Annotated in this window: 15 protein-coding genes; 4 read left to right on the top strand and 11 right to left on the bottom strand. The window is 68.9% G+C overall.

The window, feature by feature from the left end:
• Positions 1 to 125: 125 nt before the first annotated feature.
• From ACWEEU_RS18680 to ACWEEU_RS18640, 9 genes are all read right to left on the bottom strand, one after another.
• A complete protein-coding gene (locus tag ACWEEU_RS18680; protein ID WP_451733622.1) occupies positions 126 to 347 on the bottom strand; it encodes a hypothetical protein in 222 nt (73 codons plus the stop codon).
• A 125-nt stretch (positions 348 to 472) separates the two neighbouring features.
• Positions 473 to 1,285 (bottom strand): hypothetical protein, encoded by an 813-nt coding sequence (locus ACWEEU_RS18675; RefSeq protein WP_451733620.1) that lies wholly within the window; start codon positions 1,283 to 1,285, stop codon positions 473 to 475.
• A gap of 383 nt (positions 1,286 to 1,668) precedes the next feature.
• Positions 1,669 to 1,992 (bottom strand): hypothetical protein, encoded by a 324-nt coding sequence (locus tag ACWEEU_RS18670; protein ID WP_451733619.1) that lies wholly within the window; start codon positions 1,990 to 1,992, stop codon positions 1,669 to 1,671.
• On the bottom strand, positions 1,989 to 2,420 hold the full coding sequence (locus ACWEEU_RS18665; RefSeq protein WP_451733617.1) for a hypothetical protein: 432 nt from the start codon (positions 2,418 to 2,420) through the stop codon (positions 1,989 to 1,991). Before ACWEEU_RS18665 ends, ACWEEU_RS18670 begins: the two co-directional genes overlap by 4 nt.
• A gap of 51 nt (positions 2,421 to 2,471) precedes the next feature.
• On the bottom strand, positions 2,472 to 2,975 hold the full coding sequence (locus ACWEEU_RS18660; protein WP_451733615.1) for a hypothetical protein: 504 nt from the start codon (positions 2,973 to 2,975) through the stop codon (positions 2,472 to 2,474).
• A gap of 72 nt (positions 2,976 to 3,047) precedes the next feature.
• Positions 3,048 to 3,575, bottom strand: a complete 528-nt coding sequence (locus ACWEEU_RS18655; RefSeq protein ID WP_451733613.1) for a hypothetical protein — start codon at positions 3,573 to 3,575, stop codon at positions 3,048 to 3,050.
• Entirely contained in the window at positions 3,572 to 4,198 is a 627-nt protein-coding gene (locus ACWEEU_RS18650; protein ID WP_451733611.1) for a hypothetical protein, read from the bottom strand. The genes ACWEEU_RS18655 and ACWEEU_RS18650 overlap by 4 nt, the downstream gene beginning before the upstream one ends.
• Positions 4,199 to 4,257: 59 nt before the next feature.
• Positions 4,258 to 5,484: a hypothetical protein gene (locus ACWEEU_RS18645; protein WP_451733609.1), complete on the bottom strand. Its 1,227-nt coding sequence runs from the start codon at positions 5,482 to 5,484 to the stop codon at positions 4,258 to 4,260.
• 1 nt (position 5,485) lies between these two features.
• The gene (locus ACWEEU_RS18640) at positions 5,486 to 5,935 is read right to left on the bottom strand and encodes a hypothetical protein (RefSeq protein WP_451733607.1); all 450 of its coding nucleotides are present in this window, start codon (positions 5,933 to 5,935) and stop codon (positions 5,486 to 5,488) included.
• Between the two features lie 248 nt (positions 5,936 to 6,183).
• Between ACWEEU_RS18640 and ACWEEU_RS18635 the strand changes: the two genes are divergently transcribed.
• The 4 genes from ACWEEU_RS18635 (at position 6,184) to ACWEEU_RS18620 (ending at position 10,127) form a co-directional block, all read left to right on the top strand.
• Positions 6,184 to 7,260, top strand: a complete 1,077-nt coding sequence (locus ACWEEU_RS18635; protein ID WP_451733605.1) for a tyrosine-type recombinase/integrase — start codon at positions 6,184 to 6,186, stop codon at positions 7,258 to 7,260.
• A 4-nt stretch (positions 7,261 to 7,264) separates the two neighbouring features.
• Positions 7,265 to 7,588, top strand: a complete 324-nt coding sequence (locus tag ACWEEU_RS18630; protein WP_451733603.1) for a helix-turn-helix domain-containing protein — start codon at positions 7,265 to 7,267, stop codon at positions 7,586 to 7,588.
• 431 nt (positions 7,589 to 8,019) lie between these two features.
• Positions 8,020 to 9,318 (top strand): hypothetical protein, encoded by a 1,299-nt coding sequence (locus ACWEEU_RS18625; protein WP_451733601.1) that lies wholly within the window; start codon positions 8,020 to 8,022, stop codon positions 9,316 to 9,318.
• A gap of 98 nt (positions 9,319 to 9,416) precedes the next feature.
• Positions 9,417 to 10,127, top strand: a complete 711-nt coding sequence (locus tag ACWEEU_RS18620) for an N-acyl homoserine lactonase family protein (RefSeq protein ID WP_451733599.1) — start codon at positions 9,417 to 9,419, stop codon at positions 10,125 to 10,127.
• A 275-nt stretch (positions 10,128 to 10,402) separates the two neighbouring features.
• On the opposite strand, the gene ACWEEU_RS18615 is transcribed toward ACWEEU_RS18620, so the two are convergent.
• A complete protein-coding gene (locus ACWEEU_RS18615; protein WP_451733597.1) occupies positions 10,403 to 11,908 on the bottom strand; it encodes a VirB4 family type IV secretion system protein in 1,506 nt (501 codons plus the stop codon).
• A gap of 28 nt (positions 11,909 to 11,936) precedes the next feature.
• Positions 11,937 to 12,398: a DUF6238 family protein gene (locus ACWEEU_RS18610; protein WP_451733883.1), complete on the bottom strand. Its 462-nt coding sequence runs from the start codon at positions 12,396 to 12,398 to the stop codon at positions 11,937 to 11,939.
• Between the last annotated feature and the right edge of the window lie 6 nt (positions 12,399 to 12,404).

The following is a 12,404-nucleotide window of genomic DNA, read 5'->3' as shown; positions in this document are numbered from 1 at the left end:
AACGAGGCCCCTTCAACAGGTGTGGGTGCGGGCGGGGTTGGTGACGTGCTGGAGAGGCTGTCCGGCTCGGACCACGGACTGTGCCGACATCGGCGAGCGGGCCAACCGGGGCGCGCCGTCGGCGCTCACCGGCCGACCGAGGGCTCGGTCCAGGTGCAGGGGGTGGCGGGCGACGAGCAGCTCGCTGGCTGCCGAGCAGACCTGTGCGTCCGCTCCGTACCGGGTTCCGTCGCTCGGCAGGCGCAGCCTGGCGTCTCTTCGAAGCCGGACTGGAGCAGGATTCGCCGGGCGGCGGCGTTGTAGCCGGTGGTGGTGATCTCGCCGGTGATGGCGTGCCGGATCGTCATGAACGGCTCTGCTGGTGCTTCGGGCAAGGCGGATCTCCAATCGGTGGTGGCGGGAAAGCGGTGGGGCTGGATGTGTTCGCTAGGGGGCTGGGGCGGAACGGCCTCGGTGGTCTGGGGCGGCTGCGCTACCGCGTGTGCGCGGGGGCGGTCCGGGACGGCGAGGTCGCAGGTGTGGTTGCGAGGACGGTGCGGGTGGGCGGCTGCGGGGGGTTCGGGGTGCGGTGGGGTGGGAGGACGGCGACGGTGGCGCCGAGGTCCTCGGCCGCGTCCTGGAGTTCGGCCTTGACGAAGTCGAGCTGGCGGGCCAGCGTTCCGAGGCGTGCGGCTACCTGCTGGGCCTGCACGCTCTCCAGGGCGGCAGCGAAGTGGGCTGCTGTACTGATGAGTTGAGTCAGTCGAGGGATGGGGCCGGCGCCGGGTTCGGGCTGCGTGAGGGTGAGCAGGGTGTCGGAGACATCTCCGGCTGCGCGAGCCTCGACGATGTCCTGCAGCAGATCCCGCAACGACACGTCGGGGAGCGGCTCGGGCCCGTTGAGCACCGAGGTGTCGGGGCGGAGCACGCCGGTCGGAACGGGCGGGGGGAGCGACTTCTTGGCCGACTCCACGTCGTCGAAGCGCCCAGCGACCTCCCAGTCCGGGCTGTGCGGATCACCGGTGAGGGCGACCACGGTCTCGGTGTTGCCGTCGAAGACAGACGCGAGGGTGATGCGCCGTCCATCGGGCGCGTACCAGGACTCGATCAGGTCCAGTTCGCGTCGGCGCTGTGCGGCGTGAGCTTTCTCGGTCCACGTTCGCCGTTCCTCGCCGGTCAGTTCGGGCTCGGTGCGGTGCAGGTCGAGCGTGGCGAGCGTTTCAACGAGGGCGCCGTGGTCTGCCCAGAAGGCGAGATGGGGCCATGCGTCCGCATTCCGTCTGCGTTCGGCGGCCCCTCGGGGCACGGCCTGCTGGGCGAGGGCGCGGTGGATGGCGGCTTGTGAGGCGGTGAGGGAGGCGAGCAGGGCTTGCCAGGCGGCGGTGTGCCGGGCGGGCGGTAGCTGATCGAGCGTGTGCTGGGCGGCTTGAAGGAGCTGTTCGACGTGGGGCGCCAGGTGGGTTGTGTACGCCTCGGCCGCGGTGGCGTCGCGGTATGCGCGGGCTGCGGCTGCCCATTGGGCACGGGCGTCGTGCCCGGGGCGGTCCCACGCGGCGTTGAGGGCGTTCGCGCTCTCACGGCTCGTTGCGAGGACTTGGTGACGGAAGGCGCGTGCGTGGGCTGCGAGTTCCCCGAGGGATGCCGTTGTCGGGCCGCTGGGCGCGGAGGTCCTCCGGGGTGGAGCGGGGGTCAGCGGTGCCTCCGGCCGGGCGGCGTCTGGGCGGTCATGGTTGCTGGGCCCAAGGGCCGGCCCGGTTCGCGAGCGCGGAGGTCCTCATCGAGTTCGACCGGGAAACGGGCGGCTTCGAGCATCTGTGCCGCCCACGTCGCGTGAGAGTTCTCCCAGGTGCGCCCCATGTCGAAGGGGAGCCGGATCCAATGGCCTCTCAGGGTCGGCTGGATGAAGAATCCGGCCCGGATCAGGATGGCCTTGGCCAGATCCTCGAACACTCCCTCGACTTCGACTTCGCCGCCCAATCCGCGGGTGATGCGGATCGTCGCCGCAGGCGTCATCGGGTCCTCCCGGCGCCGGGAGCGGGAGCTGGCGGCGGAACCGGCCTACGGGCGCCGCGGGGTGCCGCAGTGGGTGCCTGCTCGGCCCAGGACGAGGGGGCAGCCGTGGCTCGCGGGCGGTGGCTGGTGTGGTCGGGAGATGACTGGGACCGGGCCAGCCGTGCGGCGGGGGCGGCTGCGGCGACGTCCGCGTCCAGGTGGACGGTGTATCCCTGGGTGTGCAGGGCGCGCGCTGCCTGGTGGGTGCGGCGCACGCCGTCGCGCTCGGGCTGGGTGAGCCGGTAGAGGCCCGGCTCACCCGGGACCGGTTCGTACTGCAGACGCTCCAGGAACCAGTGGCCGAGGTGCTCGGGGATGTGTGGGGTGTAAGCAGCGACAAGACCGTGGTCGCGGTGGGTGCCGAAGGCAAAGTGGGTGCCGGGCTTCAAAGAGCTCCTTGAACGGGAGGGCGGCGCCCAATCGGGCGCGGATGAGGGTGGTCAGCGGCGCGCGGCGGCGCGTTGAGCCGGGGTGGGGCGGGAGCGGGCCGGGGAGGCCACGGTCGGCGGCGCCGACGGCGACCAGCTCAGGGGGTGGTCGTTGAAGGCGGCACGGGGGTCGGTGTCCCAGCCGATGACGCGGCCGCGCTCCTCGTGCTGGACGCTGATGACCTCGATGCCGTGCGGATGCAGCACGTAGCCCCACTGCATGTCCTGCGCGAGGGCGTCCTGGTCGGTGACCGTCATGCGCACCGGGGGTGAGCCGTCCGGGGTGAGCAGGTGGTCCAGGGTGCGGCCGGGCCACTCGTCTCCGCCGGTCAGCGCAGAGGCGAGTTCGGGCGGCGCGCCGGCGAGCAGGTCGGTGCCCAGCTCCTCCCAGCCGACGCGGACATCGTCGATGAGGTGCTGGGAGAGAGTCTCCAGGTCACGGGCGAACCGGTGCTGGAAAGCCGTAAGGAGAAGGGGCAGGTGGTGGCTGGGCACGCCGTCGAAGTGGACGTACATGCCCTGGTAGCCACCGGGGACGGGGCGGGCGATGAAGGAGTGAGTGGACAGGAGGAGCTCCAGAAAGGCCGGTCAGGGACGTCGGCGGGTGGACTGCGTGGGTGGAGGCTCGGTCGTCCGCCCGTGCTCGATGGCCGAGACGGGCGGCAGCACGTCCGAACCCGCGGCGGGGGCGACCGCCCGGGCCGCGCGGTGAAGACTGCGCACGGCGGCGGCATGGCCGAGCTGCACATCCAGAGCCAGCTCCGCCGCCGCAGTGTCCGGGCGCGGTGCCGGCTCCAAGAGGGTGGTGAGGGCGTTCACCACGGCGCTCAATCGCCGGACCGCGCAACCGCTGTGCAGGAGCGCAGTTGCTGCCTGGGAGAGGTACTTTCGGCCGGCCCGAGTCTGGCCAAAGGTGCTGGTCGCGGAGTGCCGCAGGTCGGAGACAAGCCCACCGGAGAGCTGGTCCACGGGCGCGAGCTGGTCCAGGACGAGCATCAGGATTTCGGCCGGGTCATCCGCCTGCGGCGGAGTGAGCAGGTCGGCGGTTTCCTGGATGCGGCGCTGCCAGATGGCCAGACGGGCACGGGCGACATGGTCGGCGGGAGTGAGGCTCATCGGGCCCGTTCGCTCCCCGAGCGCGGCATAGCAGCCGCGGCACGGCCCGTGTTTGGACGCGGGGTGTCGGCTGCGGACCGCAAGATCGCTGCGGCCCGCAGGATGCGCGTGCGCGCCATCCCGATCGCCCAGGTGAGCCCTTGGCGGGAAAAACGAAGAGCACGGTCCCGCTCTTTCCCGGCAGGGCGGCGGCGCCATTCGCTTTCCCGCGCCACGCAGGACATCGCAGCACCCAGGTCGCGCAGCGCCGTGGCCACTGGGTCCGCTGCGCCCGTGAGTGCGGCCGTGGTGCGTCCGACGAGTGGCGCAGGAGGCAGAGGCTCGCGGCGGCCCGCGCGGATACGAAACGCGCTCTCGCTGACGAGCCCGTTCAACAGCCCGGTCAGGCGACGTACTTCGTCCTCAAGAACCGTCTCCAGCGACGGGCTCAGCTCCGCCTGGTCGGAAGCGGGGAGTCGCTCGGCGGAATCTGTCAGCTGGTCGGCCAGATCCTTGAGGAGCGACAGCTGGTCAATGTCAGACAGAAGCGATTTTCTCCAGACGGTCACAAGACCTGATGAACTGGTGGTGGGGGAGTCGAACGGCCCGCTCACGGGGACCGGAAAGTGGTCGACGAGCAGCATGTAGCGGCCTTACGGGAACCGTGCCGGGGAGACTGCGCGGGCGACGGGGCCCAGTGTCCTCAGCGCTGGTGCCGGGGCTGCGTCGGAGGCAGAGCAGGCGGAGGAAGGCGCGGCGTACACAACGGGGTGCGCGAAGGCCGTGGCGTTAGTGGTGGGGCTGTCAGCGCCCGCAGCCGGTCCTCGGCCACGTCCAGGACCTCCACGAGCTTGCGGACGTCGGCCGCAGCGTCGGCGAGGTCGTCTGACAGGTCGAACCCGTCGCTCTGCTCGGCTTCCTTGGCCTTCTGCGCGGCGGCTTCGAAGAACTCGCCGAGCCGCTCCAGGAGGCCGTTGAACGGGTCCGCGATCTGGTGCAACAAGGCTGCGGCATCCGGATACGTCTGGGATCCGTTGAGCTGGTCCGTTAGCGCGAGGAGAGCGTCGCCGTAGATGTAGGCGCCGGGCCGGCCTTCACCGCCGACAAGACGGGTGGGGAACCTTGCGTCCTGGGCTGCCTGGGCAACGGGCGCGGCAGTGATGTCGGTGTCCTGCACGCTGCCGTGCGTGACATGGGTCAGACGGACGCCGTCGCCGAGGGGGATGTCAGCCACATTCTCGCAAGATTCAAGGTCCGCGACGCGTGCGTGGGCGTGCGCGAGATCCCGGGCCAGCAGCGTGAAGTGGAGCGTGCCGTCCTGAGCCACCTCGAAGGTGTGCAAGGTTTCTGGCGAGTGTGCCCCGTGGTGGGTGACCGTGGTGGCCTTCGCTACGTGTCTGGTGCTGTCGGTCTGGGAGGCGCGCATCGAGTTGGCGATCTCGGTGAGGACGCCGACGTTCTCGGCGAAGATCCGCGCGTGGCGTCTGGCTTTGGTGTTGCGCAGGATCTCGGCCCGGCGCAGAGTGTCCTCGCCGCGGGGGTGGTCGGGAAGGATCATCTCGCGGGCGAATTCGAAGCTGTCGCGTATCTGTTGGCCGACGCGTACGGCTTCGCGCAGGCGAGTGAGCTGAGACCGGCGCCGTTCGATGGTCTCGAAGTCGGGGTTGTCGAAGTCCGAGTGCAGCGCGCGGAAGTCCTCTTCGGCCTGGGTGAGCAGTGCAGGCCCGTGATCGAGGAAGGAAGCGAAGGCGCTCCAGGCTTCGGCATCGCGCTGGTGCTGGTCGTGCCGAGCGCCGGGTGGCCGGTCGCCGGGGCTGTGGGCGACGCTGCCGGGATTGTGGAGAGCGCGGCGTACGAGGGCGGCGCTCTCGGACGCCGCTGTGATCAGAGCGTCATGGGTGGACGGGTCACGAGCTGTCGAGTCCGGCATGTCAGCGGTGCCGTCGCGACGAGCCGGCGTGGGCGATGGCGCCGGGCATCGTTGAGGACTGCGGCCGGTGCTCCCCTCCGAGCTGGGGCTGGAGTAGCTTCCCTGCCTCAGTGCGTCCTCTGCGCCACCCGGCACGGGCGGCGTCTGAGTATGAGGGGTCGGCCGGCTCCTCGGGCGTGAGGGCGCCGCGCGCGTACGCGCGGTGTTGCTCGTCCTGGTCGAGTTCCGCCTGCCATACGGCCCACGGCCACGTGGCGTCGAGGGTGTAGTGGCCGAGTGCGTCGGGCGTCACGACCTCGGTGAAGGCGTCGCCGTTGTACGCCTCGGTGGCGGTGAAGGTCAGTGTGTCGCGGTCCCACGACCCGGTCAGTCCGCAGGCGTCGTTGTTGAGGTCGGCGACGATGCGTTCCGTGGTCTGACGGGTGAAGGTAAGCGGCTGGTATCCGGTCATCGTGGGTCGGTCGGATGCGCCCAGGTATGGAGCTCCTGAGTGGATCTTGATTGTTTGCGGGTGGGGGCAGCGAATGAGGGTGTCTGTAGGGCCGCGGGTTCGTTTGTGGCTTCTCGTGGGAGCTGGTGAGGTGTCCCAGCTCCTCGTGGGTCTTCGGTGGCAGGCACGAGTTTTGAAGTTCCTTCATTCACAGTGAAGTTCGGTCGGTAGCATCGACATGAAGGCACTCTCGATGAAGGGAGTGGTCGATGAGTCTGGCCGTAGTCCGCAACCTCTCGTCCGCGCGTGTGCTGCGGACGCCGCGTGATGTCGGGGACTTCGAGCAGGAAATCGTCGACCAGTACGCCATCGCCATGTCTGCCGCGAACCTTTCGGACAGCCACATCGGCAATGCACGAGCCGTGATCTTCGACTTCGCCCGGTCTCTCAACGGACCTATCTGGACTGCGTCTTGCGACGACGGCGACCGATTCCTTGCGCACCAGCGCGTTGCCGGACATGCCCACAGCACCCGCGCCGGCAAGGCCGGACTGCTGGCCTGCTTCTACGACTTCGTGATCAGGCGCTACCAGGGCGATGTCCACGCCTTGACCGGCTGCGTCGTCGAGCAGCCCATCGACGAGTACAACCGGCCGCGGAGCCCGCTATACGCGGACGTTCGAGTGCCGCCCTCTGAGACGGAGATGGACCTGCTCTTCGGCCAGTGGCGCACATCGATCACGGAGGCCCGCAAGTACCTGCCCGCAGCCCGTGATTACTTCGCGGCATCCCTGTGGCGACGGCTCGGCTTGAGGATCAACGAGTCGCTCATGCTCGACATCCGAGACTGGCGCCCGGACCTGGGTGCCTTCGGGAAACTGCACGTGCGACACGGCAAAGGCAGCCGGGGCCGCGGCCCCAAGCCTCGCCTGATCCCTGCGATCAACGGCGCGGACCGACTGATCGACTGGTGGCTCGGCGATGTACGGCACCAGTTCGGCAGCGACTGGTCCAACCCCGACGCGCCCCTGCTGCCCAGCGAGCGGCGTGACCCAGACTTCGGCGGTTGCCTGCGCGTCACCGCAGACCCGCTGCGCAAGAGCTTGGCCGCGGCAACGAACACGTGGCTGCCCGGCTGGCACGGCCGACTGACCCCGCACGTGCTGCGGCACTACTGCGCCTCGTCGCTCTACGCCGAGGGCATGGACCTCAAGGCACTACAGGAGCTGCTCGGTCACGAATGGCTCTCGACCACGACCCGCTACATCCACGTCCACAGCGAGCACATCGAACGGGCGTGGACCGAGGCCAACCAGCGGCTGGAAACCCGCTTCGAGGAGACGTGACAACGTGCAGTGGAACCTGCGCATGAAGGCTGCCGAGCGCGGCATCTGGAAGTCGACCGAGATGCGGCGCCTGCTCGCCGAGGCCGGCGTGGAGATCAGCGCCGGCAAGATGTCCCAGCTATGGACCGGCACCCCCAACATCGTCCGCCTGGACGAACTGGACGTGATCTGCGCCATCCTGGACTGCGAGCCATCGGACCTACTCATCCGCGAACCGAGCAAAGTGGCCGAACGTCGGCCGGCCCGGCAGCAGGCCGCCTCCGCTTCCTCCACGTCCCCGGTTGTCGCGCCGCGCTTTGGCAACAAGCGATCCGAGCCGCCGCTATGAGCGCCGGTCCTCCGCCCCCCAAGTGCCCTTCCTGCAAGGTCAACCGAGCCGCCTGGACGAACCCACGCGTCGACTTCTGCTATGTGTGCCTTCCCGGCGGGCCGTTCACCCCGCCGCCGTGCCGAACCTGCGGAGCCTGCGAGTCCTACTTCAGCCAAGGCCGGTGCGAACGCTGCCACCCCGGAGCTCCGCTGTACCTGGGCGCCTGCCACGGCTGTCTGGCCTGGGGCGTCTACCGTCGCCACAGCTGGCTGTGCTGGACCTGCCGCTGGTGGCGTGGTCACTACCCGGTCGGCGCCTGCGCCTTCTGCGCACGCGTCACCCACGTCAATGGCTCCGGATCCTGCCGTCTGTGCTGGGAAAACGCCCGGCGCGTTCAAGAGCCAGACCGCGCCATCAACCTCCCCGAGGCCAACCGGCACGGACAACAATTGTTCCTGGCCAACCTGCAGTACGACACCACCGGTGCCCACCGGCGACGCATCGCCCGCGAGCAACACCGCCGTCGACTGCAGCAGCCGTCCGAACCCCGGCCCCTTGCCCATCACCGCCAGTTGCTGCTGTTCCGCATGCCGCCCGGAAAAGGAGCGATCAAGAAGCGCGCCCTGACGCAGGATTCGCCGCTGCTGCGGCATTGCAATCAGACTCTGCGCGATCACGCTCGACAGCACGGCTGGAGCAAGCGGCTGGTCAACGGCGTCGCCCACACCCTAAAACTCCTCGACGCCCTCCAGGACACTCCGAGCACCAAGATCCGCAGCAGCGACGTCCTGATGGCGATCCGCTACGGCGCCACCGTGATCTCCACCCTGGAAGTCCTCGACGCTGCCGGCGTGCTCGAGGACGACCGCACTCTGGCCGTCGAGCGCTACTTCGCCCAGCACACCGCAGACCTGCCCGCTGCCATGACCAACCAGCTCCAGCTCTGGTTCGAGACCACGCTTCGAGGTAGCAGCACGGCCCCCAGACGCCGAGCCCGGAACGTGCAAACCATCCACATCCACATCGCCGGCATGTCGCCCATCTGGCGTACTTGGGCCCAGCAAGGCCACAAATCGTTCGCCGAGATCACCACCGAAGACGTCACCAGGACCCTGCCCGCCAAGGGATCGAACCGGATCTTCGCCGAACAGGGCCTGCGCTCGCTGTTCACCGTGCTCAAGGCCCACCGGCAGGTCTTCACCAACCCGCTGCGAGCGATGAAGACCACCCGACCCAACGTCACCGTCCCGCTGCCGCTCGACACCCAAAAAATCCGTGATGCGCTCAACTCGCCGGACCCTGCGTGCGCCCTTGCCGTCGCCCTGGTGGCCTTCCACGCACTGAACGGTCGGCAACTGCAGGAACTGGCCCTGACTGACATCGTCGACGGCCGTCTTCGACTCGGACCGCAGGTCATCCCGCTCGCCACCCCGGTCAAGAACCGGCTGACCGCATACCTTGACCACCGCGCACGGAAGTGGCCTCAGACGATCAACCCGCACCTGTTCGTCAGCAACAAGACCCAGGCCCGGACCAAGCCCGTCAGCAAGCAGTTCCCCTGGCGCATGCTGAACATCACCGCGCAGTCCCTGCGCGACGACCGCATTCTCCAGGAGATCTACGCCACGGGCGGCGACGTACGCCGCCTCTGTGACTTCTTCGGCATCGGCATCGATGCCGCCCTGCGGTACCGGAGCGTCTTGGACGATCCCGAGTTGGGAGTTACGACCGATCGGCTTTATCAATGAGTCCTGACATCGGTTGTCGATCGGCGACGGTCTATGGCCGGCTTTCCGCTGTCGGCAAATCGCCCGGATGACACACAACGAGCTGCCAGGATGGCTGCATGGCCAAGAACATGGCAGTGCGTCGACTCGATCTGGGGTACTTCATCCGACCCGCGTCGGAGACGGGTGGCCCACAACCGAGGGTTGAACCCGTGCTCGCCTACCTGGTGGAGCACGATCGGGGACTGATCCTCTTCGACACCGGTATCGGAACCGCCGACGACGAGACCGAAGCGCACTACCGCCCCCAACGCCGGGCGCTGCAGGACGCCTTGTCAGACGCTGGAGTAACCCTTGCCGATGTCTCCCTCGTAGCCAACTGCCATCTCCACTTCGACCACTGCGGCGGGAACCCCCTGCTGAAAGGCAAGCCCATTCTGGTGCAGGAGGTGGAGCTGGCCACGGCTCGCCGGGGCGATTACACCTTCGACGAGCTTGTCGAATTCCCCGGCGCCGCCTATGAAGAATTAGCCGGTGAGGCTGAGGTTTGGCCGGGCGTCTGGATCGTCCCGACCCCCGGGCACACCAACGGCCACCAATCACTGGTTCTCCGGCAAAGCGACGGCACGGTGGTGCTCGCCGGCCAGGCACATGACTTCGCATCTCAGTTTGCATCCGACCACCTGGCTCGCCAGGCCGCCCTGGACGGCGTGGAACAACCGCTTCCCACCTACCAGCACTGGCTGGAGCGGCTCGCCGAGTTCGACCCGCGACGCGTACTCTTCGCCCACGACAGCTCGGTCTGGGAACCGCCTCAAATCAAACGCTAGAACGATTTATGGCGATCCCCTTGCGGGCCTGAATCCATTGCGGCACCGAGGAAGGGGCCGCTCACCCCGGCAGCAGTGTCACTTCCCACCGCCATTTCCCGGCCCTGTGATCAACAACTGCTGCCCAAAATCGTCAACGCATGGTGCCGGTTCTCGGCTACGAAGCCAACCGAGCGAAACTCGGGAACCCGCGACCCCACGTAGAGTCATCGCTGCAGCTCACTGACACGGATCGGTATTGGCAATCCTTCAGTTTGAGTGAACCCACTGGGTTTTCAGTGCATGCGGGCGTCGGTGTCGAAGAGGGCCGCTTCCTGCGGGTGGAGGAGGTGCTGGACGACGAAACTCCGGCCCGCTACGCGCCACAGGCCGCGTCCGCGCGCGAGGTGGGCGATTGCCTCTTTCTCCACGCTGGTGAGCCCGAGCAGGGTGGTGGCGGCGTGGAGTTGGTCGGTTTCCTGCCGGTAGATGATGCGGGTGGAGCAGTCGGCGAGGAGGCCCTCGGCGAGGGCGCGGCCCTGGGATCCGGCGTCGCCTGCGGTGAGCAGGTCGGTGAGCCGGTGGATCACCATCAAGTTGGCGATGCCGAGGCCGCGGCTCAGCTTCCACTGGGCCTGCATGCGCTGGAGGAGGCCGACGTGGCGCATGAGCCGCCATGCCTCGTCGTAGACGATCCAGCGCCGTCCGCCGGCAGGGTCGGTCAGAGCGGACTCCATCCAGGCGGAGGCGCAAGTCATCGCCAGGACGAGTGCGGTGTCGTCTCCGGAGCCGCCGAGCCGGGAAAGGTCGATGGTGAGCATCGGCGCGTTCGGGTCGAAGCTCACGGTGGAGGGCGCGTCGAACATCCCGGCGAGGTCGCCGTGGACGAGGCGGCGCATCGCGTGAGCCAGGTCGCGGGCGGCGTCGGCGAGGTGTCCCGCCATCATTCCGGCGGTCTCGTCGAGGGTGTGGGTGCTGTTGAGGGTGGCGGCGATGTCGCCGAGGAGCGGGGTGCGGCCGGTCTCGGTTGCCCGGGTCACGACGGTGTCCAGGGCGATGTCCAGGGCGGTGTGCTCCATGGGCATCAGCTCTCGGCCCAGGACGGTCCTGGCCAGCGAACCGAGCAGGAGCAGGCGGCGCTTGCGGATCTCGCCGACCCAGTCGTCCTCGGACACGCTCGCGGGGCGCGGGGCGGCGTCCAGTGGGTTCAGCCTGCCGGGCAGTCCGGGTCCGAGGGCCACAGATCGGCCGCCGAGGGCCTCTGCCACCGCGCTCCACTCACCTTTGGGATCGCACGGCACATAGACGCGGTAGCCGAAGGCCACCGAGCGTAGCGCGAGAGCCTTGGCCAGCGCGGACTTGCCCTGGCCGATGACTCCGGCGAGCAGGATGTTCGGGTTGGTGTAGCCCTCGATGCGTCCGTAGAGCGCGAACGGGTCGAAAACGAAGCTGGCTTCGGCGTGGACGTCGCGCCCGATGTAGATGCCTTCGGGGCCGAGGCCGCCTTCGGCGAGGAAGGGGTACGCCCCGGCCGCCACGGCTGTGGTCATGCGGTGGGCGGGCAGCTTCAGCCGGGATCCGCGGGCCGAGCTGGGCCCGGGACGTCCGCTGGGCGGGTAGAGCGCGGCGGGCATCTTCTGCTCTGCGGGTGCGCTCTCGGCCAGGTAGGCGCTGGCTTCCGCGCGGACCTTGGCAGTTGCCTCGGCGAGTCGGCGGCGGGCCGCTCTGCGGCTGGCCCGGTCGGCGCCGTGTGGGGTGAACAGCGGGCTGGCGGAGGCGCGACGGGCGGGCCGGTGGCTCATTGGGGGCCTTCGATTCTGCGGGTGGTGCTCATCGGACGCAGGCCGTGGTGTGCGGGCGGAGATCGGTGGGGGTGGTCTTGCGCCGGATGCTGTGCCCGGCGGCCAGGTGGCGCTGGCAGATGGTCAGCACCGGCGGCCCCTCTGGAAGCTGTTCCGGGCGGCAGCTCGTCTCGGCGCCCTCGGCGGCGGGGGTGCCGGGCAGCAGATGGAAGGCTGAGTGGATCTCGGTGGCTGCCTGCCAGAGACGGGCGTGCGCGGCGGCGAGGTGGCGGCCGCCGGCGGGGTGCGGAGGCCGGGTCGCTGCGGCGACCTGATCCATGAACTGGTGAAGAGCGGTGAGGTGGGCGTGCAGCACGTCCAAGTGGGCACGGTCCGCCGGGGCGGGAGAGCCGTTGTCCGCTTGTGGCAGTGAACGGGTGTGGTGGCGAATGCCTGCGCTCGCGGCACGGAGGTAGGGGTGCGCGTCACCGGGTGCGGAATGCGGTGGGATCAAGAG

This window comes from Streptomyces sp. NPDC005004 (genome assembly GCF_053600675.1).
This window is presented reverse-complemented; position numbering and strand designations above follow the sequence as displayed.